Source organism: Mesorhizobium sp. WSM4806 (assembly GCF_055811635.1).
The window spans coordinates 90613-117593 of record NZ_JBVVQZ010000001.1 but is presented as its reverse complement, the minus strand read 5'-3'; the positions used below and the strand labels follow the sequence as shown (position 1 = coordinate 117593).

The window sequence follows — 26981 nt, the reverse complement described above, 5'->3', positions numbered from 1 at the left end:
AACGGCTGGATCGCGTGCATGCGTGGGCAGCCGGCGATCTCGACGGGAGCGGTTCCTAAATATCCAGCTAAAGTCCGGAAGCCGCTACTTTATCGCTTCCAGGAGTGCTGAGTGGAACTCGCCGGGGCCTCTGCCTTGCCGCTCGGCCGCCGTGGTTGAATCCTCATCAGCTAAAGTAGTGAAATCTGATGGAACTACCGGCCCTGATGTGCCATTTTACCACGTCGTGAGAGAAGACGAAGGCAAATGAGCCAGCACAATGCCACTGTGATAGGCGTCGTGGTGCCCATGTTCAATGCCGAGAGAACCATTCTCCCGACGCTGACCAGCATCTGCCAGCAGAGCCACCAGGCGCTGGACATTATCGTAGTGGATGATGGGTCGACGGACCGGTCCGCGTCAATCGTGGCCGCCTATGCCGAGCAAGATCGGCGTATACGCCTTTTCAGGCAGCCGAACGCGGGTGTTGCGCACGCACGCAACAGCGGCGCCGCTGCCACCGATGCGGAGTTTTTAGCGTTCGTGGACGCGGATGATCTTTGGGCTCCATCCAAAATCACACTGCAACTGCGCGTCCTGCAGGAAGGAGGCTCGTCAGCTGGTCTGGCATATTGCTGGTTTGCGGAGATCGACGAGGACGGTCGGATATTTTCATTCAAACAGCCCGATGCCGATGGTCGCGTGCTGCAACGCATGTGCAGAAACAACTTTGTCGGTAACGGAAGTTCGATGCTTGTACGTCGCTCCGCATTCGAGCGGGCGGGACAGTTTGATCCTTCCCTGAGGGCGAGGAACGCACAAGGCTGCGAAGATCTTCTAATGTGCCTCAGAATAGCGGAGAATTACGAGTTTCGTGTCGTGCCCCAACATCTTGTGGGTTACCGGAGGACGATTGGCAACATGTCGAGCGATGTCATGCAGATGTTTCGTTCGTATGAAATTGTCCTAGCCGAGTTTCGCGAGAAATATCCGCAATTTGGGAGCGATCTCAATGCCCATCTGCTTGACACGATCAATGGGCTTGCCGTGAGGGCTTTGATTCAAGGGCGGCCTTCCGCAGCCTGGTACCTGTCGAAGAAGCTCTTTGTCCTGGAGCCGCGCACGGTCGTTTCACGTCTGCCTCACACGGTCGACGTCTACTGCCGGGGGCTGGTTCCTCGCTGGATCAAGGTTCGAGTGAACCGGATGCGAAACGCCGAGTCTCGGCCTCTTTATGAAAAGATTTATCTGGAGAGGTGAGCGCGTCCCTGTTCGGACGTACCGAGCCGGAGCTGTTGAAGCTAGATGCTTGATGCCGGGCTTTGGCGGCGCACGCGGCAATCACGTCACTGCCCGGAACCTGAGCGGCCACCAGAACGATCTTGGCCCTGACCACATTTCCATAGGACACGTGCAATTACGCGCCGCCCCTATACAATATTTAATTGTTTAATTCGCGACCGCCGCTCCTAGTGGGACCTTCAGCGTAATTGTGATGGTGTCACCCGGAGCAAGCAGAGTATCTTCAGTCGCCTCGGTCGTCGCTGCCCGTCCGTCAGTGGAGCGGGTTACACCGATCGTAATGCGGTCCCCTTCGCCTACAAGGTCGCTGCGCATCTGCATCACGTAGGCGATTTGTTTGGTCAGGGAATCGATCTCAGCGCGCATTTGCGTCATCGCCGCGCGTTCAGTCTGCAAATTAGCCAACAGGTCGATTCGACCCTGGTCGATAAACTTGTCAAGACTGCGCTGCAAATCCCCTTGGTCGCGTTCAAGTTGAGCGATCTCAGCGTTGGTTTGCAAAGCGCGGGTCGCTGACAAGAGCACTGCGCGTTGAGCATTGTTGACGCTAGTGATCTGGATCAGACCTTTTTCGAAGAGCTTCTTGAGGCGAACAAGTTCCGCCGCATCTGCGGCTGCGCCCGCTTGATCCGCCTTCTGCTGGTCCTTCAGATAGCCCATTCGTTCCGCCGCCTTGGTTGCGGCCAACTTAATCGAAGCGCGCTCCTTCTCCTGATCCGCATAGACAGCTTCAAGATGCTTCCCCTCCTGCTGCAAAGCTTCGTCGCGACGAGGTTCGAGGCTCGGGTCACCTTCTGCGTCCGGGACCTCAATCACTCTGGCGCCGCTCAGCTGCGCCTCTATGCGAGCAGCTTTGATTTCGCTTTCCTGGTACTTGATGCGCAGAATGTGGAGGCGGCCGCCAAGGTCCGCTGCTGTCATTTCAGGGTTTTGAAGCTCACCGCGACCGAGCTGGTAGCCGCCGCCAGCCGCCACAGCTTGTCGGACAGTCATTCCTGGTCTGAAGGGCTGAATCCCAGGAGAGGCAATGTCCCCGTCAATATAGACGGGTCGGTATTCCTCAATATCAACTACAATCTGATCCGGGTAAAACCCAGTCCAAGTCTCAGTGCCGTCGGCGGATCGTTGCGGAAGAGATTTTGGTTTTAAAACCTCAATTACCTCCTTGCGAACATCCTCTATTGTCTTCCCGAGAACGTTTAGGGGGCCGAGGACCGGCAACACAATTACACCGCTTTGGTCGATCACAGCTCTCTTTTGCATCTCGGGATAGCCTATGACAGCGAAGCCGATCACGTCGCCAGTCTGCAGACGGTAATCGCCGACATTGTACTCCTCTGCTAGGGCAAGGCCATTCGACAGATTCGCATATGCGAACAACAAAAACATGCATGCGAGCGCAGCGCAGCTGCCTGCACGCATCCAGCGCACCGATCTATTCAACATTCGCGATCACCCCGCAATGCTCGAGCATGACATCGACGCAGACCTTTCTCACAACGCCATTCCTTTGAGGCGAATTTACGCTCTGAACAACGGCAACAAGGCAGACCATGTTCCGAGATCGCGCCACTCTGATCGTCATCCAGCTGGAAGAATACAACTATCCGGCGGCCACCGCGATCGCGGCGATCATGGTTTTGCTATCGTTCGCCATGCTCCTGGTCGTCAATCTGGTGCAGTCGCGGAGCCGCAAACGCTATGGCTGACGTCACCATCGTATCGCCGATCGGAAGCGACACCGCCGGCCAGCGAGCGGCCGGTCGCGCTACCTGCTGATGGCAGTCGCGTTCGTCTTCCTGGTGGCCTGAGCGGCATTGGCCCGTCTGAGGCGGGGCCGCCATGTCCGCCGCTCCGCTAAACACTGAAGCTGCGCGGCGGACACACCAACGTCGAAGCCATCCCATTTTGCTCAACTTGACGCACACAACTCGATTCAGCCTCTGCCTAAATCCACATCGCATGGCATGGCCGGTCCCGCCTGGAAGCAAGCCTCCTGGCACAGGTTGGGCGTATTTATTCGCATATTCTAATATATCGGTCGCTCTGACCCGTTCCGATATGTTATGATGGTTAACGCGCTGAGGCCTGGATAGCCAAGGAGCGCGTCACGTCAGCGGCTGCTAGTGGGACGGCGATGTCCTTTTTGCTTTTTTTGCGAGCCTTTATCATAGTATTGTTGGCATTCGCCATCAGTATATATTTGCTCACCGGCTCCGTCTGGGGCACGTTTGTCCAAACGTTAATTTGTGGGATCTTGATACAGATTGGGTACTTTGTTGCTGTCATGCTGCTAGTGTGGCGCTCGGTCTCCAAAGAATCGGTGACTCCGAAGTCACACATCGCGCGATGAGGCCGAAAGGGAGCAAATGCCGAGCCACTTAGTGAGGCGGGCCACTCTCCGCCTTTATAGGCTCTGGCTGCTAGAGCAGGACGATCAGCAAGATGACACCCCACACCACGAAACAAAATGAGACTGCAGCCTGTCTTATTCTGGCATCGGAGAGGCTTTCCGCGACACGCCAGACGCGCGCAGGACCCTTGCGGTGATCGTTATCGCGCGTCTGTGATCGACGAGCCATTCCAATCGACCTCCCTGTTTCCCGCGGGACAGGCTCAACCGGAGCCCGGGATCTCTTGCTCAGATGTTTTGACATTTGGCAATACGACTCAATTTCTTCTTTCAATTGGAGCTTACGACATGCAGCGGAATTGCGGCAGTCGGAGATGGGCCGCGTGAGGTTTCGTTTGTATCGAGGTTAGGAGTTGCGCCTTGGCGAAGAGCGGGCTGATGCCCGCCCCGAGCGGTGCGCCTGTGCTCCGCGGGCGTCGATACTGAATTTGCAGACATTTAGGCAGATAATGTGGTAGGGTGTTTGTCATTACCAATGCGCTGCCAGTCTCATCCCACGGGTTTGAAGGCTTATGCTCCGCGAAGTTGAAAAGCACCCGGATTCTGCCTTCAAATTCGGCGATCCTCAGTGGGGAACGATTGATCTCGAAACACTCGTGGCGGCAGCGCGACGGCAGTCGAGGTTCGTCCTTATATGCGCGCTCGCAGGTCTTGTGCTGGGGCTGGCGTATCTTTGGGCCGAGGTGCCCTTGTACCAGTCGACGGCCAGAATCCTGATCGACAAGAACCAGCCATCCATCGTAACGCAGTTAACAGAGAGCGGAAGCTCCGCACAGCTTGACCCGATGATGCTGAGTCAGGTCGAATTGTTGCGTTCCGACCGCATCGGGCTAAAGGTTGTTGACAGCCTCGGTCTTGCTACCGATCGCTCTTTCTTGTCGGCGCCATATTCATTGCTCAACAGTCTCACAGGATCGGTCGCTGGGTGGCCATTCATCGGCAGTTCCGAAGCAAGCGGAGCGCCGGTGAAATCGAGTGCCGCGCGAGGATCCGATCCTCGATGGCAGGCATTTGGCATTCTGGCTGAGAATATAACGGTAGCTCGTGTAGGGCTTTCTTACATTCTGGAAGTCCAATTTCGGTCGCCTAGCGCCGAAATGGCGCAAAAAATAGCCAGTAAGTATGCAGAAATCTATATTTCTGACCAAGTCGGAGCCAAAGACGAGTCGATTATCCGAGCTCGCAGCGCGCTGGCGGAAGAGGTCGAGACGGTGCGAAAGCGATCGGTCGATGCCGAACTCGCAATCCACAGGTTCCGAACAGACAATACGCTGACCAAGGAAACGCTGGTTACCTTGCGCCAGCTCGAACTTGAGGCGTCCTCTCTCAAGTCGCAATATGAACAGGTCCTGCAGCAGTACCAAGCGAGCCTGCAGAACCTTTCGATGGCGTTGACGGAGGCGCGGACTATCTCGGAGGCACCCTACCCCGGCAGACCGAGTTCTCCAAACAGCAGTCTTACGTTGGCGTTCTGCGTCGTGCTCGGCGGCATGGTTGGCGCCGGTGTGGGCGGAGTTCGGGAGTACCGGGAGCGCTTTTTCCGCACGACGGCTCAAGTGCGCGATGAGCTCGGACTTGAGACGCTCGGAATGATCCCTTTGCTGGACGGGAAGCCAATTCGCCGAGACACGCACGATCGTGCGGCCGGAGAGCCGTCATTCATCGAGGTGGAGAACAGCGCTTTCAACTGGGTAGAGCAACATCCGCGCTCGGAATTCGCTGAAGCGATGCGAACTGTGAAAGTCGCTGTTGATGTCGAGTTACCAAGGAAGAGCACCAAGGCGCTCGGCATCGTTTCTTGCCTTCCGGGAGAAGGGAAGTCGCTGGTCGCTGCTAATTTAGCGCTGGTTCTTGCTATGCAGCGTTGTAAGACGTTGTTGATCGATGCCGATATCCACAATCCGGGCTTGTCCCCTATGTTAGCCAACGGCTGGGAACGAGGCCTGGCCAACTTGTTGGCTGGAGAACTCAATCCGAGAGATTTGCTGGCCCATCAGTCATTGCCATTGAGGTTCCTGCCCGGCGTGAACCAGAGCCAACAAAAACCCGCAGACACCGTGCAGCCTATCGAGAAAATGGGCGACTTTCTGCTCAAGGTGGGCCCTATGTTCAATTACGTCGTCGTTGATTTGCCCCCGTTGGCTCCAGTCGCGGACGTGAGGTCCTTTGTCCAGTACCTCGACGGCCTTGTTCTGGTTGTTGAATGGGGTGTGACCGCTCGTACATTCGTGCGCGAAATTCTCGACAACAACCCGATCCTGGCGGATAAATGCATCGGCGTTCTGCTCAACAAGGTCGATATCAAAGGAATCAAGCGGTACCAAAAGTTCGGCAGCGCCGAATTTTACAGTGAACGTTATCATCAGTATTACCAGGCCTAGTTGTGGAGCAGTCATTGTTTTGTCTTGAGCAGATAGCCCAAGGAGGGCTTTGGCGAACAAACTCCGTCCGGGCCTATCCGCGCGAGACGCAGGAGATGGTGTTCGTCGGGAAGGACCGGCGATACATCGTCGCTTCCTCCAGCCGGTGGGCCGCACGCTGGCATCCAGGTCGAGAACCATGTCGGACAGGTGGGATGCCGAGCAGTCAGAATTCACGATTGGCCCGGCTAGCCTGGTCGCCAGTGCTTTGCCGGTCCTTACATTCCGCCACCCAACACCGCCGTAGCGCGGACACGCAAAGCATCCTGCGAATAGGCCTCCAGCATATCGTGTCGTGCCTGTATTCCGATCTCTCTGCGGAGCGTTTCATCGCCCGCGAGCAATAACACTTGGGTCACCGCCATCTCCGCTGAGGGCACAGGAAGCTTCAGCATGTTCTGTGCATGCTTCCCGTAATCCCGAATACCGCCGACGTCGGTCGCGATCACCGGAAGCCCGGCAAGCATCGCCTCGGCGACGACGATGCAGAACCCTTCCGTATCGGACAGATTGATGAACATGTCACGATCACAGGCCAGCTCGAACCAGCGTGCGACATATCCATGGAAATGCACGCGATCTCGAATGCCGAGCTCATCCGCCTTGCGCGAAAGCGCCTGCCGTTCCGGCCCGTCGCCGTAAAGATCGAGGCTCACCGAAACGCCGCGGTCTTGGAGCATTCGGATGGCCTCAATCAGGCGGTCAAAATTCTTTCGCGCCATAAGGCGTCCGGCTGCAGCAAGGCGCAAGGGTGTGTGAAGCGCGTAGTCGCGCTTGCGGGAGGAAGCCTCATCGGCACGAAACAGAGGCACCACATGCGACCGGCGCCTGCGGGGCAGGAAGTATGCTTGCGTCTCCTGCAGCGTATTTTCGCAATCACCCCAGATTTCGTCGACACGCCAGGACAGCGCCTTGAGCACAGGGCCATAAACGCCTTCGGCACGCCGGGAGCGGTAACGGGCGATGTGCTCGAATGAAACGCAGCGAAGCCGAGGAGCGAACATCGCAACTAGCCGTCCCAGGAGATTGGCCTGCTTGAGCGACAACACAACCATATCCGGCCGCCACTCCCGGATGAGGCGCAACATTACAAAGAACGTGCTCACGAAGGTGCGCAAGGAAGGCACTTCGCTCTGCGACGTCAGGATAAGATTGTGCTCTCCGATATTTGCGGCGATTTCATCGGCAAGAGCCTCGCGACCACGGCAACAGGCTAGAATCTTCAGCTCGTGGCCGCTGAAAAATCCTGCTTGCAGCAAGGTCAGCAGCCCATGCTCGGCGCCACCGGGATCGAATCCGTTGATGAAGTAAAGAATTCGCATGTGATAGTGAAGCGCTCCGATTCTCTTGCACCTCGTATTTACTGTCGCAACTAACGGCCCGATCTTGTGTGGAATTCTCCTGCGCTTGTGGTGAGGGCTCAGTGGTGGGGTCTGGAGACCTTTCAAGTTCTTACCCGCGTTAAGAGCGACTTGGCGACCGCGGAGAGCTCTGATTTCGCCTCCGTTATGGTCCTGTGTCGCGGTACAGAATAATCGCTACGGAAAGATTCCAGGGCTGCCGCATGAGATGCTCGAACTCTCGCCATTCCGCCAGCATCATTAAGAGCCGTCAGCAAAGTCTTTGCGCAAGGCGCGGTAGAACAATAGCTTGGCTGCACGGCGCACCTGCGGATCCATGCCCCTCGGCAGGGCGCAAAGAAAAAAGTAAACGTACACCCGCCATGACAATGGATCGTGCCACATCGCGCGAATGAGCAAGCGCGCTCCACGTTTCATTTCGCCTTGAGCCACGCAATCATTGCCCGCCTTTGCGTACAGACGCGCGTTGCGCCGACGCGCGAGGTGCGCAAGTTCCGGCCGTCCCATGGCCCATTCTCGCGTGAGGCCTTCGCCTACCGGCAGAAGCGCGTCGAGTCTGCGGGTTATGTTCGAGCCATGGCGCCGTTTATAGACGAGTGCTCCGGCCACATGTTGAAATGTCCAACGCTCGGCTGCGCGCATACAAAACTCTGTATCCTCTCCAGCCCTGAACGCCTCGTTGAATACCCCGATATCTTCGACCATCTCCCGCCGCATAACCATATTGGAAGGAACAATCGGCCCATCAAGCAGAAAATATGTCGGCAGCGTATCGCGTTGGTCCGCGCGATAGCGGCGCACGGCGACGTGTAGAGCATCGGACAGATCCGGAGCGGAAAAATCGACAAAATCGCCGTAGACAAGACCTGCCTTGCAGCCATTGCCCAAGACGGCTAATTGACGCTCAAGCTTGTCCTCGGCCCAGAAGTCATCGCCGTCGAGAATTGCAATAAGATCGCCGGCAGCATGTCTGATGGCAAGATTCCTCGCCGATGAAAGCCCGATACCCGCCGTCGTCAGGACATGTACGCGCGGCTCCCGATCGGCCAGCGACGCAATCAATTCCGTCGAGCCGTCCGTCGAGCCATCATTGACAATGATGATCTCTTTGATGTGGCTCGACGCGGTCTGATTGATCACGCTTTCCACTGCCTGCGCGATGAAGCGTTCTTCATTGTGGCATGTCATGATAACCGAAACACTCATCTCGTGTTTCCTGGCAAGGGGCTCGCGAGAAATCGAGGATGTCTCATGCCCCTGGGGTGGCTCCTCCGCGCCCTGTGCAATGATAGCCAAAGCCCGTGCCGGGTCAATTCCGGCAGGAGCGAGACAAGACTCAACGTGACGAATGCTCGTGTGCCGGAGGCTTCCGTTCCAACGTAAAGGGCGCAGGGAACAAGAAGCACGAGGGGCAGAAGCCGTCCCTGGGCCGCTCCGATCAATCCGTGGAAAAGTGCCCAGCTTAGGGCACGGCTTAATCGAAACCATGCAGCGAGCCATATGAGAACATAGAGGCTGAGCCCAATGATGCCGTTCTCGGTAAAGATGCGTTGAAACTCGCCATGTATCCCCAGCCGCAACTCGCCAGGAAGTCCGCTGAACTCCGTATCGATAATATTCTTGAATTTGTTCGTGCCCACGCCCACTAATGGATGTTCGGAGATAAGCTGTTTCGACAGAGTGAAGGCAAACGCGCGCTGGACATTGCTCGGCGTGTCACCAGGGGCATATTTCCCCGTCGCGGCCAAATGTTCGTGTTGCCCCATGCTCAACGGATTGACGATGGTCTGCAATTGCTTTTCGACATAGGCGTTGTCTACCATGATCGATAACATGAAAAGACCCACGAAGCCGGCGGCGATCGCTGGTACCATTGCAGCGACCCGTCCGCGCATCAGAAGCGCAGCGGTCAGAAAGAGATAGATCAAAAACGCCTTGCGTTCCCCGGATAGCAGGAGCAAAGGAAGTATCCCTGCCCATGCAAACCAAAGGGCGCGCCGCTTGCCCCGTTTGGCGAAGAGGAGGAGCCCCGCGAGCGCAATTGGAAGGAAGGTGAATACGAGCCTTGGGTCGGCCAAGTGCTTCCAGCCGACCGAGTAGCCATGAGCCACATGCCAGTTGATCGTATAGGCGAGAATCAGCACCATGCCGAAAAGCAAGATGTTGACGGCCTTCTGCGTCTCGAGCCATCTAGCCTCCTGTGCGATGGCGAACGCAAAGGCGCCCACGGTGGACATCTGCAACAGCTCGCGCAGGCCGTTCTCTGCGTCCACGCTGAAGGCCGAGACCATGTGCCAGCCCAAGAAGGGCAGGAGCAGTAGAAAACCGGCTGAAAAAGCCAAATTTCGCCAACGCCCCGTCGCCAGGCCAATGATGAGCGCCAGCAATACGATCACCTCGAACGGACGCAGCAATACAAGACCCGTCTCGAGCCTGATTGGCAGGAAGAGGCTCAGTATCGCGAATGTGAGGAGATAACGCATCACAGCCCCCTCGCGGCGAGATATTCTTTTAGCATGTTCTCTTTCCCGGATACAGAACTTGTTGGATGTATCAATGCCAGCCGCGGAGAAACACTTCACCCTGCTCCAGCCGACGACCCCATCGTTCCGCCCGCTGTGGCAATCGCATATCGAAGAGGTTTCCGCCTGTTGGGAAAGCTCACCCTCCTCGGCTGCGGGGAGGCTTACTGGTGGCAGAACTCATCAGCAGTCCGACGAGAGTGGTGCCGCATCCCGACGGCGTGCGGTCGATGCGGCCTAGCCGACGGTCTCGCTCTCCGGTGTCCAGGCTTCTGGCTGGTTGAGCACAGAGACCGCGCGAACATGGCAGCGAATCTTATGCCCGGTATCCCGCGAACTGAGCTCATAGCTTGTGCCGGTTTCGTCCACGATCGGAACGCCGTCACGATACCATAGACACTCTATTTGCGACGCAATCACGTTCGATACGACAGTCAGCTCTTGGATTGGTGAAGCCTCGCCCGAGAAGACCGGCAATGCGCTGAATTTTGGCGGGACATCGAGGGATGGGTCCGCGCAGGACTCAGTGGACTCCATTCAGTCCGCACAAACCATTGGAGAAAAGCAAGGGACATATCCGTGGCTGTGGTTCCAATCTCACCTCAGATACGATCGCTCGTGCTCATCGCCCGGAAGCACATAAAAGCCTGAGAGTTTAGGGCCGGGCCCAAGACCGGAAATGGAGAATATCCGATCGAGATCGGGGCGAAGCGGCAGGCGAGTCTCTGTCGAAGCACCCTGTAGTCAAACCCCTTGTGATCGAGATAGGCGCCGGACTTGCTCCGTGGGACCTGTTGCCAGAGAATTGCCGCACGGAATAGCTCCCAGGCGCTGTATCGCCATCGCGATTTGTTTATAAAAACTGCGTTGGGGTACTTGAGCAAGAGAATAGGCCCCACCATGATGGGCACGGAGATGATCAGAACGCCACCAACCCGCAGAGAGCGCTCACAGAACGAGATGAACTCCTCTAATACGTGGTCGTCGACATGCTCGAGGGTTTCAAAGGCCAGCACCGCGTCTAGTACCTCATCAGGTATCTCTCCCAGGCTCCCTACCGGCGTGAACAATGGGGCTTTTGGCGTCACATAGGGATCATAGCCGTAAAGCGGTCCTGTCCAGCCCCCGCCGGCCAGCGTGTTAAGAAAGTCGCCATTGTTGGATCCGTAGTCGAGGATAGCGCTGCTTGGAGAGAGATGTTGATTCACAAGTCGGATACCCCCTTCATGCCGGCTTCTCTGCGCAAACCGTGCAGCCGGGTTGGGGCTATTCACCGTCAAGCGGTCATAGGCGGACGGACTCATATGTTTCTCCCGGGGCGAAAAGGAACTAAGAGGAGACCCTGCCGCCTGTCCTTTTTGCACGGGCAGATAATGCCATATTCAAGCCGCGAAAGCTCATTGCACGATTACCTCTCTACGACGTCCGCTTCGGCTGTCCAGGCTTCCGGCTGATCAAGCAAAGAGAGCGCACGCACTTGGCATCGGATCCTGTGCCCAGCATCCCTTGCATTGAGCTTGTATGTTGCAGCAGTTTCGCCGATGATGGGAACTCCGTCACGATACCAAAGGTACTCCAGATGCGACGCTGGCACATTCGGCTGTACGCTCAGCGTGCTTCCGATTGAGGCAGAACTGGAAAGCTCTGGCAATCGCGCGAAGCCTGCAGGCACCTCCGCAAGGTCCGACTCCTTCTGGCGGACCCGAATATAGTCTATGGCCATGTCGTAAGTTTCGGATGGATCCGGCAAGACTCCGCCCCTGCCGGATCGAATGCCCAAATCGACCATGATGTATTTTTGCGCGGCAAGCTCCGGCGTCGTCGGGCAACGTGCCACTTCATAGCCATCAATCACGAAGTATGTGTAATTATCTTCGATCTGGGCGTACCACGTATGAAACTCGCCGTCATATATGTCTATCGCGTTGGGGAAGCCGTTTGACTGGTCGATCGGGTAGCCGGCGATCTTCCTGCGCACGTCAGCGGCGGCGATTTGGGGATCGAGATAGGCAAGCGCCGGCTTATGCACATGCTGGCTGATATTGATCCACGTTCCGTCCGTCCCCCCATATTCCCAAAAGTCAGTTTCCAGACGATTCCGCGTCCGCCAAAACAGGTGCTCCTTGCCATAGGCCCAGAAGGCAGGAAAGAAGTCCGGGCGCGGCGCGGAAAGCTTGGGGAACTTGGCGCGGATCTCGAATATTCCTTTTCCCCACCACCGACCTTGGCCGTTGTTGTTGACCGAAGAAAACGCTCCGGTCCTCCAAACCTTGTTGTGGACGAGACGGAGCGACAGCGTGTGGCTCTCGGCATCGTGAATGTATGAAGACGGCGTCCCGGAAATCCGCTGTGCCTTCGCATCCCCGCCGATATTGGTGAGATGCGTCGGCGCGAACCAGCCGCTGCTCTGTGAGCCTGTCAGATCGTCGACAATGGTGTTGGTCTCGAAATCGTCGAAGAACACCGTCGTATAGCCGCTGATATTGGGCGCCGCCTGACCGCGATGGGCTTGGTTCGTCCTTGTATCAACCGCCGCCCAACTTGCCCAAGCCTGCGGATCGAAGGCATAGCGCGCGGGATTGTCGCTGGCATCCACCGCCGAAGGCGGTCTCTTTCTATAGGGATGATCGTCTGGCAGGTCGGCTTGCCTGCCGGCGCGCCACATGGCCCAACCCACGAGCTTGTCGATCTGCGCATCATTGAGTTCGCTTTGCCCGATGATGACGCAATCGATCGCGACATCGGCCCTCATCGGCTTGTTCACATCGCCCATGAAGCTCTGCGATTTCATCAGGTTGGGTTTCAATGCATGGATCGCCTGGCCGGCCGTCTTGACCCCATTCACCACAGCCTGCATCACGAATCCGCGGCGGTACCCGACCATGACATTCCAGTCGTTAAAGTCGGTCGAGTACTGTCCTTCCTCGCTCTTGAGCTTGCCGTCATGGAGCCGCGAAACGAATCTGCCGGCCGGGGGCTTGAAACAGACCTGGGGCTGGCGATGCACCGGGCCGCCCTCCGCGCCATTGACGCAAAGAACGGAAACGTTATCCGCACCGGTGTTGTTCACCGAATGGCACCGGGCGATCACGAGCCACCACCGGTGGAGATAGGGGGCATCCTTATCGACTGGCCAGGTCAACGCCTGTTTCGTGCCCTTCTTGAAGAGGACGCCGCCGTCATTCGGAAGCTTTGTTGGGCGCAGGGAGGGCTCGGCTTGCACCGCAGCCACCGGCTTCACGCCGCCGGATTGCCACGAGGAGATTTCGCCTTCGGCCAGATCCTCCTGATACCAGGATTTCACAATCATTTCCGGGAACAGACCAGGACGCCAGGAGTCAGCTTCCGGCTGCGAGCCTTGCGCCGGGCCGGCGGCGCGAGCATCCCGTCCTGAGCGACCGGATGCCGTCAGCACAAGGGCGGCGCATGCGGCCAGCGCCAGATCCCGGCGAGAAATGCGGTTGGTCATTATCGTGTGCCTTACCTATCTCACATCGCGCCAATATCCGCTGGTTTCGAGCTAAGGCTGCACCACGGCGCCCGTTACCGATTATTGCGCTTCTCCTCGCAAAAACAATTCGCCGCTTTAGTCTGGCTTTTCAATGACGCCCTGCGGCGCGCCGAAGGGCAACAGAATCTTTCGAAACGGAGTGGTCTGCGAGCATCGAGATACTATGGAACGAGCCGTTATCGTCATTCGTTCGGTCGAGGGGGCTCGAACATACGGGTCAACATGATCGCTGCCTCTCTCTCGAAGTAAGATGGCCGCAGACAAGTTCTGGCAATTCTGCTACAAGGAGCTTAGCTTGTTCCGAAGGTCTATCCGCGCGCCGGAACCCACTTGGTCAGGTTGTCTCCCGCGAGTTCAATGTGATGAACTTCGCCCGTCCTAGTACCTCCTTTCAGAAATCGGATTTCCCATGCGTTTTCGTGTGGTACGAGTAGCGCTTGCAGTGCTGTCCGGCACGCGGCGATGAAGCGGGCGCGCTCCTGACGATGGTCGACAACCAAAAACACGCGCGCTACGGGTACAGTGACACGAGCCTTTACGACGCGAGGGTTAGGAAATACTATCGCCCAGTACACTCAGACAGGTCAATAGCGCACCGAACCGCAATCCCTGGACCCCAGAATGGATCGAGCCATTGTCATAAATTCCTTCGGCCGCGGCGGGTCGAACATTCTGGCGAATATGATCGGCTCTTCGCCCGGCGTCCTCATGACCTTCGATGAGTTTTGGCAGTTCTACTACAACGGCGGCTGGAATCTTCCCCCAAAGGTCTATCGGCGTCTGGGAGTCCGGGCGGGCAAGCTGGCCTCCAGATCAGTGTTCTACGCGAAGCGATTTCAGAAGCGTCTGGAAAGAAGCATCCAAGCGTCGATCGCCGCTGACTACCAGCTGCGGAAGGAAAGGGGGCTCGATCTCGCGCTCGCGCGCCACGTCCTCTTCAAGGTGACTGAGTACGACATCTTCCTGAACTCTGAAATCGAGAAGCAGTTCGAAGAGACGATCTTCGTCGGGCTGGTGAGGAACGGCTACGGCCTTTGCGATTCATGGAACCGCCGAGGGGTGCCGGCCATGATGGCGGGTCGAGTCTACAGCCACATTGCCGGCAAGATGCTTGAGGAACAGGCTGCCAGAGACAACTACTTGCTTGTCAGGTTCGAGGATATGGTTGCCCATCCTCTCCGCTTTCTGGATCGCCTGTACGGGCGCCTGGCGCTGCCGCGGCCCCGTGAGGACGCCTATATTCACAAGCCAAAGAGCTATGGGCCCGGTCAGGAGGCCGCCGCGTCTGCAAGTCGCACCATGCGCATAGTGGACAAAAGCTACTGGGCGTCACTCCTGGCTGAGAACATTAATGCTGCTGCGATCGAGCGATTGACGAGCGACGACCTGAAGGACTTCAACAGGTACGGCTCCGGCGTCATGGAGTCCTTGTACGAGGTTCGGTGGAGCAGCCCGGGCCCCTGAATTCGCAGAGGGTGGAGCAAACGACGAGGCGAACGGTGCTAACGATGCGGGCCTGTGGCGACAGGCCCTCGCACACTGTAACTAGCGGATGGGGAATGCTCGCCGATGCGTCCGAATGAAGCCAAGCACGTTCAGACGATCTTGGCTTCGCTTCCGAGCGAAGCAATAAATCCCTGCCTGAATATCGGCTCCTCGACCGCCCACTTCCGGACGGTGGAACAGCCCCACGTCGACCTACTCGTGTTTCGGCCGCTTCGCGAGCGCGGGGTACGTGTCCTCAATATCGATATGAAGGAAGAGGAGGGAGTGGACTTGATTGGAGATGTACTGGATCTGGCCTTCCAGGAGCAACTGAGGGCGCTCCATCCCAGGCTCGTCATGTGCTGCAACCTACTCGAGCATCTGGTTGATCCGGGCGCATTTGCCGATGCCTGCGCCAGTATCGTGGAGCCTGAGGGTCTCCTGCTGGTCACCGGCCCGTACAGCTACCCCTATCACCTCGACCCCATCGATACGCTCTACCGGCCAGCCCCCGACGAAATCCGTCGCCTCTTTCCTGATTTCACCTGCCTGCAAGAGGCCGTCGTTTCGGACAGCACCTATCTGGACGATCTTCTGAGCCAGCATACATTACCGGAGCTGATCCGGCTGCTTACCCGGCATGTTCTAAGTTTTCCGTATCTCCTTCTTGCGGACTTTGAGCGTTTCAAGGCTCGCTATCATAGATACTTCTGGCTCTTTCGACCCTATTCGTCGACCGTGGTCTTACTGCGTCGCCCCGCTTACGGTTGATTTAGTATATGATTGCTATCACCACGTAGAAGACTCCTTCAATCTTAGAGGACGAAGATCGATGTTGAATATACAACGCGCTTGAATTCGGGATGACCACATCGGCAAAGTACTATAACAAGAAGAATGCCAACGGAAAAGCTTATATCGCCAGCGCGACTCAGACCCGTGACAAACCAGAGCTGCAACTCGCCTACATTGCATTAAGATGAATATTGTTCTCATTACAGAACCGACCTGCGCCCGACTGCGCGATGTCATCGGTAAAAAGCCTCCCGATCCCGCGAACGAAGCTATTCGGAAAGACTTCTGCTAGTCACTGCGTGACCGCCTCAAAGGTGTTTTCTAACTTGGTTTTTCCTGTCACACAGGATTGGAAACGACCGTGCGCAACGCCTTAAGTAGGCATGTGATCGGCGAGGAAACCTTGCAGGGGCTCGAGGTGATCCCGGCGCAGTACCGGGCGATGGTGACGCGCCGTCCCAAATATGCCTGCCGAGCCTGCGAGCAGGTGGTGGTGCAAATTCGCGCATCTCAGAGTCACATCGAGAAGCTGAGAGGAAGATCTTTGTATTCGCACGGTGAGGGCGCCTTGTCATCGCCGAGCGCTGAGTTTAGAGAACGCAAAGTGAGCATGCTGGGCGGCTGGAGGTCGAGACTGGATGCCGTCGCCGTTGGTCGATTGGAGCGAAGCTGCGGATTGTATCGGAGAGCCCGCATCGCGTCGCTGATCGAAACCTGGAAATTGGAAGGCGGCGATCCACGAGCCTACCTCGCCGACGTACTCACCAAGTTCGTCAACCTCTGGCCACCTCGAGTCTCGACGAGCTAATGCCCTGGGGGCGCCCGAGAACTCAAGCAATAAACTCGCGGGCTGACACCAGCTCCGATCCAACTACAAGACGCCGGCGCCGAGGCAAAAGAGCGCTTACTCAGGTCTTCTCGCCGATCACCTGCATAGGTGCCCGACAACAGGTGGACACGCGCCCAACCTATGCAAGCGCAAGGAACGGTGCGTACGCCACTTCTATCCTTCTCAGCTGTTGGGAAATTGCGTTTGCACCAGCCGACGAAATCGAAGATCGCTCCTCCGATAGACACCGTGCTAGCTTGGCAAGGACCCGATCAGACCAACCAGCCTGCTGCAATCTTTCAGTTTCGAGCGGATAATCAAATTGGCGAAAGATCGCTGATACTTTGAAGACCGACGGTTCGATGCTAACGACCGGGACACCCTCGCAAAGCGCCAAAATCGAAGCATGCAGGCGGCTGCTGATGACGGCATCGCATTTTCGGTATATGGACCGAAGCTGCTGATATCGAGGCTGGTAGTTGATGACCGTGGATTTATCGATCATCCGACTCAAGCGTCTGGCGAAAGCCAAATCGCGATGGATTGCATTCGACACAAGAACGATGGGACGCCCGACCTTATTCAGACCTTCTGCCAGACGCGCCCATTCATCCACGCCCTGCATAGCCACCAAGCCATTAACTGCAAGCCCGATCGCCCCGCGGGGTATGGCGCTTGCAGCCTCCGGCACCGATATCTGTGAGGCCAGAAACACCATATCCGGTGCCTCATGAATAATCGAATTGCGCACGCCAAGATCTATCGCAACTTCAACCGATTTTGCGTCGCGCACGCTCAAATAGCACAGGTTCTTGTATACGTGAGCAATCAAGGCACCGAGAGCATTGTTCCCGATCTCGGGGTTGTGGTTGATTGCGACAGTCTTCTTTCCGCTTAACTGAGCGATTCGAAGCAACAGAAGCAACCGCATCACTTGATGAGGATCGCCGGTTGGACAAATTTCCCCTGCGGGATTCCAAACGACTAAATCAGAAGTACAACAAGCTGTCACAGCGGTTACAGGAACTGATCTCTCGATTAGTCCCATGCCGGCCAATTTCCTACGCAATGCCAGCTTATGCTTTACTCTTCGGAAGGGACCACGAAGCTCCTTTCCCGTCTCGTCAAGCTCGACCAAATTTAACTCAGCTTTCGCTGGCAAAGGCGCGTCCTCCCTGCGAAATCGCAATGTCAGCGCGTGAGCTAGTGCGTCAAACTCCTTGATCGAACCTCCACCGATGCCCCTCAGATCAAATTGTTCGAAAAAGCGTGGGTAACGATCAATAGCTCGAACATCCGCAGCAGGAAAACGGGATGTTACGTACCGTATGAACTCTGTAGAGATTCCCTCATTGCCCGCATTTTGCGTATGAAGACGCGTTATAAGAAAAACACGAGGTCTCATATTAGTCCCGATCACATGTAATAACGAGCCAACTGGCGAAAAGCAAACCTTAGCGACGGAAGCGTTCGAACTCCTTCTACATCAAACCACACCAAAGTTTTCTCTGGCAAGAAGTAGAGTAGCGCGAGCACTGAGTTCACAACAGCAAGAGCGCTGATTGCGACAATGACAATGCTCGACTGCCCAACAAGCATAGCCTTTGTACCTACGCCGATGGCAACAACCACCACGGCGAGAGACATTGGCATAACGTGAGCCCTAAGAATAGCACCGATACTCATTTCCATAACTCTGGAGACGAGTCGGACGGTGATCACAAAAGCAGCGCCGAAAGCCAGTAGCACCACCGTGCAAATGCTGGCGAGGCCATGATCGGAAGTCGTCAGGATGCCGAGTGCGAGTATAGCAACGACAGCGCAGTTATTCTTGATGATGAGATAGGGCTGCCCCAGCGCCTGAAGGACTGCGTAACTAACCCTGTTACCAAGTCGAAAATATAGGCTGGTCGCAAGAAGGGCAAAGGGCAAGACGGCCTCGTCCCATCGTGTACCAAGCATAATGTCGACAAGCTCTTGCGCGAAAACGATAGAAAATGCACTGGTCGGGATGGTGGCCAGAGCCGTTAAAGATAGGCCCTTCAAGTATCCGCTGCGCAGGCGTTCTCGGTCATTCTGAAGCTGAGCCATGGCAGGAAATGCAACAATTCGGACGATGCCGTTGAAGAGATGCCCTGCATTCTCGCTGAGGAAAGCCGCGCGCGTGAAAAGACCGAGCGCCTCGGCGCCCATGAGCCGTGCGATAAGAAACTTGGGGGTATTGTTCACCAGGTATCCGAAGGGCTGCGTGAGCGAGAACCCAAGGCTCATCGGCCACAATTCGCGAAACGCTCGAGCTGAAAAGCCGGGCAGCACGAGAAGCTTGCGAGCAGCAACTCCGAAGGCAAGCGCACCAACAGACACTTCTGCAATCTGCATGGCGACGAGCGACCAATAGCCGAATCCGGCGAACGCCATGGGAACAGCAACGACGAAGCCCGCTACGGAGAAGCTGAAGAGCGGGCGGAGAGAAACCGCCCTTATCCTCATGTTGCGCACAAGGAGCGCCTCGCAGATCAAGTTGAAGGCACCCAGCGGGGTCGTGAATGCGAGCAGTTTCACGACATCGGTTAGAGCTTCGATACGCATCAACGCTGCGACAAACGGCGCTGCGAGCCACAAGGCGGCACCGATCACGCAAGATAGAGTAAGAGAGACACCGAGCGCAGTTGCTATGTGATCTCGCTCGACGACCTTGCGCTGGATGAGCGCCTGGGCCAGGCCCAAACCATAGAGCATCGCCGCAAGCTCCACGGCGATGAGTGCGCCGCCGACGACGCCGTAATCCCGCGGCGAAAGCAGCCGCGCCAATATCGCAACCGAAATGAATTTCAGTCCCAGGCGCGCGATCGAGGTTACGCCGGACCAAGCAGCGCCCTTCAGCATGCGCTCTGTCAGTTTGCGCGGTTTAGTTGTCGAGTTGCTGTCCTCAGTGTTTGCCATGCACGATACGCCGTTTGGGTCACCGGTAGCGTCTCCGCCGTCGTTTGCTGATTCAGCCATGAATATAATCCTGTTGGCGCCATCGATGACCCTGCCATTCCAGCTTGATGAAGGTTGTCGCCAATACATCCCCCTTCCGTACGAAGAGCCTCTGCTTGACTGCATTTCTGCCGGGAGCCGCCTCGACCAGCTCGCCACCGGCAACATTCAAGCGACGCCGCACTAGGACGGAGTAAACCGCCCTTTCTGCTTTCCGTCCACTGGCCAAATATGAGCGTCTGTGCATTAGATCCTCGCCTGGCAAAAGCAGCTACCAGACGAATCTCCTCTTTGTACCGAGCATGTTACTCTCAGACGTCACATGCTGCCGCATGAGAGTGGAGTATAGCTCCATTTGGAGCAGGGCGACGCTCTCCATGCTGAACCGCGCGGCGATTGTCTGTACTGCGTGCTGCGCCATCTCATAGCGCTCGGCTTCCGATAGGCCGAGCGCGCGACGAAGAAGCCCGGAAAACTCGGCATGCGAGCGGGCCAGAAAGCCGCTGCGCTCATGTTCCACAATGTCGGACGCACCGCTGACATCGGTGATGATTGGGACCACGCCGCAGCTCATGGCCTCGAGCAGGGCGTTTGACATGCCTTCCGACGCCGAGGTGGAAAGATAGAAATCAGCCTCCCACAGAAAGGGAAACACATCTTCGACCGCCCCGGCGAATGTGACCTTGCCGGACAGGCCCAACCGGGCCGCCTGTTCCTCGAGCGCGGCGCGGCACTGGCCATCGCCCAGGATGGTGAGTTGCGCCTTTGCGTCGGCGGGAAGTGCCGCGAACGCATCGATCATGTGCTCGACGCATTTTTCCGGATCGAGACGGCCAAGGCAGATAAAGCGTTGGCTGCCATCGGCGCTCGGCTCGCGGCGCGGCTTGCGGGGCAGATCGATCCCATTCGGAATCATATGAATGCGATCCGCGCCGATGCCATGTCTCTTCAGATCACCAGCGATTTGGCGGCTATTGGCGATGAAGGCCGTGACGCGACGTTTAATCGAGGCGGACGCCCAGCGACCGATGATCTTCTTTTCACGCACAACGTCGAGATCGAAACACCGTCCGCCCCGGGCCAATTTTGCGAGAACCGGTTTGCGCAGGAGGGCTCCTGCCAATGCCGCCGGAACAGCGTGAAGTCGGGCATGGATGATATGTACGACATCGAATTCGTCGCGACGGCGCAGCATCCAGATCAAAACCTGGACACACCACGACAGGAACGACAGCATATGCCGCCCGCCCAAATACGGAGCCGCGCGCAAACGAAGGCGATGGATAGGCACCCCGTCGATGGCGGACCGTTTCGGGGTCGAGTGCCACAGTCTGGGTGCCAGAATGGTTGCGGAAACGCCGCTTTCAACCAGCGCCCGAGCAAATCGCCGCGCCTGTTGTTCGCCGCCGCCATATGACTCAGGAAAATAGGTTGGAAGCACGAGCAGAACACGTATGCTGGGAAGAGCTTCGGCTCGCGGGGTCTTCATCGGATAAGCGGAGGGGATTTTTGCTGCAATCATATCAGTCCGCCGGATAGCGTTCCTGGAGCCAAGGCGGCCACCAAGATTACAACCCCGTCCCATGCGCAAAAAAGAAGATGCCTCTTTGGCATCTCACTGCCTTTCAGCGCATCGATCCCCTTGTCGTCCAGATCGACGCACTCCACCTCATCCCCGAAATCGGCAAAGTTTGCACCGCTAATCAATCCGGCAAGCTGCCCGATCACCGTCAAACACATAGGCTGCACCCGTTCATCGCGGAAGAGCCACATTTCGGACGGGAGGTGTTGTTGATACTCCCGTGCTTGCCCGATGATGGTTAAGAGCCGCGCGGTAAATGGCATCGGTCCGCTTGCCCATCAGCTTGACGTCCCAGTTCGAAAGATCCGTCGCCGCGGCACTTTGGGCGAGGCAGGCCAGTCTTGCACGATCCTCCAGGAGGGCGGCAATGGCGTCGGCCATCGCTGCCAAATCATCCGCGGGTGTAATCACACCGTTGATACCAGGGCGGAGCACTTCGCGAAGACCTGGCAGATCGCAAGCGACGCAGGGCTTGCCACCGGCGAGATATTGCATGACCACGCGGGGCAATCCCTCCCGCATGGAACAGAGCAGGCAGAGATCCGCGAGCGCGATCAGCCGCTCGGGGTCGTCCCGATAACCGGTAAAGACCACTTGTCGCTCGAGCCCAAGCCGCCTAGCCTGCGATTCCACGGTCGAGCGAAGCGGCCCGTCGCCCGCGAGCACAAGCACCGCGTCGGGTAACCGGACGGCGACTTTGTTGAAAGCGTCCAGAAATTCCGCGTGTCGCTTGCGTGGCTCGAAAGCCGCGATCATCAAGAGCACGGACGGGCGCGGCGCGTCCGGGGTCAAGCGCAACAAATCGCGCCAACCGTCGGGCGGACCGGCGTTGCGAAAACGATCGAGATCGAATCCGGAATGGACGACATAATGTTTGTCTGGATGTCCCACTCCCGCGCTCAAGCATAAGTCGCGGATGCCCTCGCTCACACTGATGAACGCACTGGTGACTGGCGCTGCCAGCTTTTCCAAGGCGAGATAAGCAAACCGCTCGGCGACGCCGACATTGACAAAAGGCACGATATGCACGCCATGAACGATCGCTGGAACTCCCGCCGCCCATGCGGCGAGCCGCCCGAGAATGCCTGCCTTGCTGGTGTGCGTATGCACGATGTCGGCATGCAAGGCGCGGAACGTCCGCGTAAGCGCCAACAATGCCTTCACGTCGGAGACAGGCGAAATGGATCGGGTCAAGCCCGGGACCCCAATGAGTTCCACCCGCGGGTCCACTTTAGCTCTGATTTCCGGCTGGACCGTCTCGCCATGTAGCAGGGCAACATCATGCCCCCCTTGCGCGGCCCAATTGCAGGAATGGACAGTATTCTCATCAGCACCGCCATTGATGAGACGGGTGATGACATGAGCGATACGCAGTCGACGCCCCAAGTCAATCTTGCCTTCCGCGTCCTGTACTTTCATATCGCTGCACCGATCGCGCTGAATTTATCCGTTGGGTGCGTTCCCATGCCCAGCCGCGCTTTTGGTCCATGCTCCCCGATATCGGTGCTACTGCATTGGAGTAACATGCCACGCCTCGGTGGGTGCATGCCGTGAGATGAACCCCGAATCCTAAGTGTCCTTCTTGGGCCATGACACATGCAGTCCGTAAGGAGGGTTATTCCAACGGCTTCCAGTCGATCAGATCTAACTTGTTGGATGTAAACGTCTCAGAGAACTGCCGCTGTTACCCCGGGCACAGCGGAGTGATTATTTTGTGGTATACCTTGTACCAATACTTCTGCCTTATCGCGTTTTTTTACGAAATCGGATCGGAACCGGACTCGTTAAAAAGTAGTGGAGGCAACGCTTTAAGGGACCAGGCGCTTTACCCGTCAGGGGACAGGAGCTATGGGAGGGGCCGGATCCGCAGCTTGCGGATTTTCGCGTGCTCCACGTTATTTATTATCGATGTGCGGCGGCAGCTGGTTGAGACGCGCGAGCGGGCAGTCGATCAAGACATTGTCCCTTCCCCGAGAGGCTAACTTGGTTCGATCGCTCTGCAAGCGCCAGCGGAGACTTACTCCTCGGTTACAAACGAGACCACTCATCAATCGGCCTGCGCGGCGACCTGGCAAATCTGATGGCAGTACCTGCCATAGGGCCGAGGGCGACGCATGCAATCAATCTCTCGCCTGCTCGAATTCGACCTACGTCACGAATTTCCCGTTCAACTCGACCATCGACCGCAAGATTGAGTGGGCAAGCCACGAGCCGAAGTGCCTCCGCGGCCAACAGGAATGCATTAGGAACAGCGCACCATCGACATAAATCTGGTTTCGTTGATTGCTTCCTCGCCAGGCCCTTGTGTCTGACGTGACAATGGCCAGGTTTGATATGGACTGTGAAAAGCCTCGCGCCCCGCCCTGCAGGGCGACATGTATTTAACGACCTTCCGACACCGAGGTCGAACGATAGAATTCAGCCTCCCACAGGAATGGAAAGACATTTTCGACCGCGCCAGCGAAAGTGACCCTGCTGGAAAGGCCCGACCGGGCGAGAGTGGCGCGGCATTGGCCATCGCCCAGGATGGTGAGTTGCGCCTCTGCCTCGGCGGGAAGTGCCGCGAACTCGTCGACCATGTGCTCGAGCGTTCCGGATTAAGATGGCCAACGCAAATAGAGCGTCGGCTGCCATCGGCGTTCGGCTCGCGGCGCGGATCGATCCCATTCGGAATCGGCTTCCAATCGGTCAGATTTAGCTTGTTGGATTTAAGCGTCTTAGAGACGGGTCGCTGTTACCCCGGGCACAGCGGAGCGATTTTTCTCTGATATACTTACGTACTTCTGCGTTTGCGCGGAACCGGACTCGTTCAAAGAAGTCAAGGCAACGCTCTAAGGACCGGGCGCTTTACCCGTCAGGGATGGGAGCCATGGGAGGGGACCAGCAGCTTGCGGATCTTTCGCGTGCCCAGAAGCTACTTCTTGTCGATGTCCGCTGGCAGCTGGTTGCGGCGCGCGAGCGTGCATTCGATCAAGACATTGTCTCTTCCCTGGTCGGCGGATCCTACGGGGACTGAGTCGAGAAGCATCCTGGCTTGGTTCGCCATAGCCGGCGAGATGGCCCTCTTCATCGCGCTGGTCTATCTCCTCAGGCTCGAGACTACTGCGCTTGTCCGCGTCCTGCTCGTTGCCCTCGCCGGCTGGTGCGTGCACTACTTCCTGCCACAGCGTTACCGGCTGCCGTTTTTCGTGCTGCTCTCGTTCGCGGCTATCGCCGCAGTTTTCGCGAACCTTGGGCCCAACTGGCACCACTGGAGATTTGAGGGCCTCATCGATGCCGCCTGGATCGCCGCCATTGGGCTCGTACTGATCGGAATTGTCCACCTACCGATCACTTTTGGATGGAGAGTGCTGGCGCTGGTTGGCGCCGGCTGCGGGCTCGCCGCCGCACGAATGGACTGGATTGCGATCCCGTGGACGCGCGCCGTCTGGCCCGTGCTCGCTTCAATGTTCATGTTCCGTCTCATTGTCTATGCGTATGAAATGCGGCGTGACCAGAGGATGGCGACGGTTTCGGAACGTCTCGCCTATTTTTTCATGTTGCCGAACGTGTGCTTCCCGCTCTTTCCGGTCGTAGATTTTAGAACTTTCCGTAGCAGCTACTACAATGCTGACCGGCATTATATCTATCAAACAGGTGTTGAGTGGATGTTTCGCGGCGCTATCCATTTAATATGCTACCGTATCGTGTACCAGCGGTTTGTGATCGATGCTGCGGATGTACACAATCAGATTGAGCTTTTGCAATTTATCATATGGCCATTTTTACTTTATCTGAAGGTTTCAGGAACTTTTCACATAATCACCGGGATTTTGCATTTATTTGGATTCAACCTTCCAGAAACCCACAATTTGTACTTTCTTTCCTCAAGTTTCACAGATTTCTGGCGTAGAATAAATATATACTGGAAGGATTTCATAATGAAAATTGTGTACTATCCATTGTATTTTCGTTTTCGACGCTGGGGAGAGAGCGTAGCGCTGGTCAGCGCGACCCTCCTCGCGTTCCTCGCGACTTGGCTGCTGCACAACTATCAGTGGTTCTGGTTACGTGGCACCTGGGTATTCACCTGGAACGACTTCCTCTTCTGGATGATCCTGGCCGTGCTTGTGACGATCAACGCCCACTATGAAATGCGGCACGGTCGCACGCGGCGCCTGCGTGGCGGGGCATTAAGCTGGAACGGTGCGCTGCAAACTGCTGGCCGGACGATCGGCGTGTTCGTCGTCATCTCGCTCCTTTGGTCGTTTTGGAGCGCGAGCTCGGTCCCGCAATGGTTCTCGGTCTTCGAAACCGTGGGTGTGGAAGGCCCTGGCAAAACAACGCCCGCCATCGTGCTGCTCACGATAGCAGCTATCATTGGCATTCCTGCCCTTGCGCTCGCGCGGGGCGCCGCCGACCGCCAATACAGTTTTCGGCGGTCGGTTGCGTCGGTCGGTGTCTGCGGGTTGATCGCGGTTTGCATCTCGCTCCCCGGGTTTCGCGATCGCCTCGGCGAGACTGTGAGTACCGCAATGGCCGACATTAGAGCGCCGAACCTCAATAGCCGCGACAACGAGAACCTGGAGCGCGGCTACTACGAGAATCTCGTCAATGTCAGCGCTTTTAACCCAGAACTGTGGATTGTCTACGGCCAACGACGAGACGAGCGATGGGTCAATTTACACAAGACGCCGCTGATTGAGTTTACGGGTGCGCTTCCTTCGATCTATCTGCGTCCACTCTCCCAAGCAGAATATAGGGGACACCGGGTCCACATCAACCGCTGGGGCATGCGAGACCAGGACTACGAAAAGCTTCCTTCTCCCGGCACCCTGCGAATTGCAGTCGTCGGCGCTTCGATCATCTTCGGCGCGGGCGTCGCAGATGACGAGACCTTCGAAGGCTTGTTGGAGCAGCGGATGAATGAGCAGGCGGCCGACAGCGGGTATCCACACTACGACGTGCTGAACTTTGGCGTTGGGGCTTATACTTCTGTGGACATGCTAGCCATCATCGAGGACCGGGTGATTGCATTCAAACCAAACTACATCTTTTACTTCGAGCACAGCGCGCTTATTACGCGAATGCTAGACCACCTCATCATAGCAATGCAGAATGGCTCCGCATATCGCTACGACTTCGTGCGCGACATTGTACGCGAGAGCGGGATAGATCACAGGGCCGACCCCGAGGTGCTCAAAAGAAAGCTCACGCCCTACGGAGAGAGACTTCTGCGTGCGATCTATTCTCGAATCGTGGAAACTGCGAAGCGAGAAGGTGTCGGGGCCTTTTGGATATATCTGCCCAGGGTAGACGAGAGGACCAGTCCCGAGGTGGAGAGGCGCCTCGCTGCCGAGGCTGGATTCGACGTTCTCGATCTTTCCGATGTGTATGACGGGTACGACTGGCGGACCCTTCTTGTAGCACCTTGGGATGATCACCCAAACGCCGCCGGCCATCGGCTTATCGCCGACAAGCTTTACGAGGTGCTGCGGCAACACCGGGATCTAATTCCCCTGAACCTTGCGGCTGCTCCACGAAAGGAGGGACAATGAACACGATCCAGATCAGGACGATGACCAGGGATTTCATATTGAAGGAGTTCCTGCCCGGTGAAAGGCCGGAGAATCTGACGGATTCAACGGAGCTTATAACTGGCGGCATTCTCGACTCGCTTGCGACGCTTAAGCTCGTTACGTACCTGGAAAAGTCCTGCGGCATCGAAATCGCCCCCGACGAACTCGTGCCGGAGAACCTGAACTCCATCGCCCATATTGCCAATTTCGTGCAATCGAAGCAGGCGTGCACGTAGAGCCCG

Annotated in this window: 19 protein-coding genes and 2 pseudogenes; 9 read left to right on the top strand and 12 right to left on the bottom strand. The window is 56.9% G+C overall.

Annotated features, from left to right (window positions below; genetic code table 11):
- Positions 1–246: 246 nt before the first annotated feature.
- Positions 247–1239 (top strand): glycosyltransferase family 2 protein, encoded by a 993-nt coding sequence (locus AC0L2M_RS00500; protein WP_287175325.1) that lies wholly within the window; start codon positions 247–249, stop codon positions 1237–1239.
- Positions 1240–1428: 189 nt separating this feature from the next.
- Here the strand turns inward: AC0L2M_RS00500 and AC0L2M_RS00495 are convergent, their stop codons facing one another.
- Entirely contained in the window at positions 1429–2703 is a 1275-nt protein-coding gene (locus AC0L2M_RS00495; RefSeq protein WP_473533746.1) for a polysaccharide biosynthesis/export family protein, read from the bottom strand.
- Positions 2704–2838: 135 nt separating this feature from the next.
- Between AC0L2M_RS00495 and AC0L2M_RS00490 the strand changes: the two are divergent.
- The 3 genes and pseudogenes from AC0L2M_RS00490 to AC0L2M_RS00480 all read left to right on the top strand — a co-directional run.
- Positions 2839–2990, top strand: a pseudogene (locus AC0L2M_RS00490) (molybdate ABC transporter permease subunit); the annotation flags it as partial.
- Between the two features lie 428 nt (positions 2991–3418).
- Complete coding sequence (locus tag AC0L2M_RS00485; protein ID WP_473533745.1) at positions 3419–3634, top strand: exopolysaccharide production repressor protein; 216 nt, start codon at positions 3419–3421, stop codon at positions 3632–3634.
- Between the two features lie 572 nt (positions 3635–4206).
- The gene (locus tag AC0L2M_RS00480; protein ID WP_287175319.1) at positions 4207–6075 is read left to right on the top strand and encodes a Wzz/FepE/Etk N-terminal domain-containing protein; all 1869 of its coding nucleotides are present in this window, start codon (positions 4207–4209) and stop codon (positions 6073–6075) included.
- Between the two features lie 257 nt (positions 6076–6332).
- Here the strand turns inward: AC0L2M_RS00480 and AC0L2M_RS00475 are convergent, their stop codons facing one another.
- From AC0L2M_RS00475 to AC0L2M_RS00455, 5 genes are all read right to left on the bottom strand, one after another.
- A complete protein-coding gene (locus AC0L2M_RS00475; RefSeq protein WP_473533744.1) occupies positions 6333–7436 on the bottom strand; it encodes a glycosyltransferase in 1104 nt (367 codons plus the stop codon).
- A gap of 279 nt (positions 7437–7715) precedes the next feature.
- Positions 7716–8681 (bottom strand): glycosyltransferase family 2 protein, encoded by a 966-nt coding sequence (locus tag AC0L2M_RS00470; protein WP_287175316.1) that lies wholly within the window; start codon positions 8679–8681, stop codon positions 7716–7718.
- Positions 8678–9958 (bottom strand): O-antigen ligase family protein, encoded by a 1281-nt coding sequence (locus tag AC0L2M_RS00465; RefSeq protein ID WP_473533743.1) that lies wholly within the window; start codon positions 9956–9958, stop codon positions 8678–8680. The genes AC0L2M_RS00470 and AC0L2M_RS00465 overlap by 4 nt, the downstream gene beginning before the upstream one ends.
- Before the next feature lie 641 nt (positions 9959–10599).
- Positions 10600–11301 carry a class I SAM-dependent methyltransferase gene (locus AC0L2M_RS00460; protein ID WP_287175312.1) on the bottom strand — a complete coding sequence of 234 codons (702 nt, stop codon included), beginning with the start codon at positions 11299–11301 and terminating at the stop codon, positions 10600–10602.
- A 104-nt stretch (positions 11302–11405) separates the two neighbouring features.
- Positions 11406–13466 carry a hypothetical protein gene (locus AC0L2M_RS00455; RefSeq protein WP_473533742.1) on the bottom strand — a complete coding sequence of 687 codons (2061 nt, stop codon included), beginning with the start codon at positions 13464–13466 and terminating at the stop codon, positions 11406–11408.
- Positions 13467–14129: 663 nt separating this feature from the next.
- On the opposite strand from AC0L2M_RS00455, the gene AC0L2M_RS00450 reads away from it, so the two are divergent.
- The 3 genes and pseudogenes from AC0L2M_RS00450 to AC0L2M_RS00440 form a co-directional block, all read left to right on the top strand.
- Positions 14130–14972, top strand: a complete 843-nt coding sequence (locus AC0L2M_RS00450; protein ID WP_473533741.1) for a hypothetical protein — start codon at positions 14130–14132, stop codon at positions 14970–14972.
- Between the two features lie 105 nt (positions 14973–15077).
- Positions 15078–15764, top strand: a complete 687-nt coding sequence (locus AC0L2M_RS00445; RefSeq protein ID WP_473533740.1) for a class I SAM-dependent methyltransferase — start codon at positions 15078–15080, stop codon at positions 15762–15764.
- Between the two features lie 406 nt (positions 15765–16170).
- Positions 16171–16314, top strand: a pseudogene (locus AC0L2M_RS00440) (IS66 family transposase zinc-finger binding domain-containing protein); the annotation flags it as partial.
- 442 nt (positions 16315–16756) lie between these two features.
- Here the strand turns inward: AC0L2M_RS00440 and AC0L2M_RS00435 are convergent.
- The 6 genes from AC0L2M_RS00435 to AC0L2M_RS00410 all read right to left on the bottom strand — a co-directional run bounded on the left by AC0L2M_RS00435 (position 16757) and on the right by AC0L2M_RS00410 (position 23760).
- Positions 16757–18022, bottom strand: a complete 1266-nt coding sequence (locus AC0L2M_RS00435; protein ID WP_473533739.1) for a polysaccharide pyruvyl transferase family protein — start codon at positions 18020–18022, stop codon at positions 16757–16759.
- Positions 18023–18033: 11 nt separating this feature from the next.
- Entirely contained in the window at positions 18034–19620 is a 1587-nt protein-coding gene (locus AC0L2M_RS00430; RefSeq protein ID WP_473533738.1) for a lipopolysaccharide biosynthesis protein, read from the bottom strand.
- A 250-nt stretch (positions 19621–19870) separates the two neighbouring features.
- A complete protein-coding gene (locus AC0L2M_RS00425; protein ID WP_473533737.1) occupies positions 19871–21121 on the bottom strand; it encodes a glycosyltransferase in 1251 nt (416 codons plus the stop codon).
- Positions 21118–21333, bottom strand: coding sequence for a hypothetical protein (locus tag AC0L2M_RS00420; RefSeq protein ID WP_473533736.1), 216 nt, complete (start codon positions 21331–21333; stop codon positions 21118–21120). Before AC0L2M_RS00420 ends, AC0L2M_RS00425 begins: the two co-directional genes overlap by 4 nt.
- Before the next feature lie 19 nt (positions 21334–21352).
- Positions 21353–22600 carry a glycosyltransferase gene (locus AC0L2M_RS00415; protein ID WP_473533735.1) on the bottom strand — a complete coding sequence of 416 codons (1248 nt, stop codon included), beginning with the start codon at positions 22598–22600 and terminating at the stop codon, positions 21353–21355.
- 962 nt (positions 22601–23562) lie between these two features.
- A complete protein-coding gene (locus AC0L2M_RS00410) occupies positions 23563–23760 on the bottom strand; it encodes a hypothetical protein (RefSeq protein WP_287177289.1) in 198 nt (65 codons plus the stop codon).
- 342 nt (positions 23761–24102) lie between these two features.
- On the opposite strand from AC0L2M_RS00410, the gene AC0L2M_RS00405 reads away from it, so the two are divergent.
- Complete coding sequence (locus AC0L2M_RS00405) at positions 24103–26718, top strand: SGNH/GDSL hydrolase family protein (protein ID WP_473533734.1); 2616 nt, start codon at positions 24103–24105, stop codon at positions 26716–26718.
- Positions 26715–26975 carry an acyl carrier protein gene (locus AC0L2M_RS00400; protein WP_287177291.1) on the top strand — a complete coding sequence of 87 codons (261 nt, stop codon included), beginning with the start codon at positions 26715–26717 and terminating at the stop codon, positions 26973–26975. The genes AC0L2M_RS00405 and AC0L2M_RS00400 overlap by 4 nt, the downstream gene beginning before the upstream one ends.
- Positions 26976–26981: the final 6 nt, after the last annotated feature.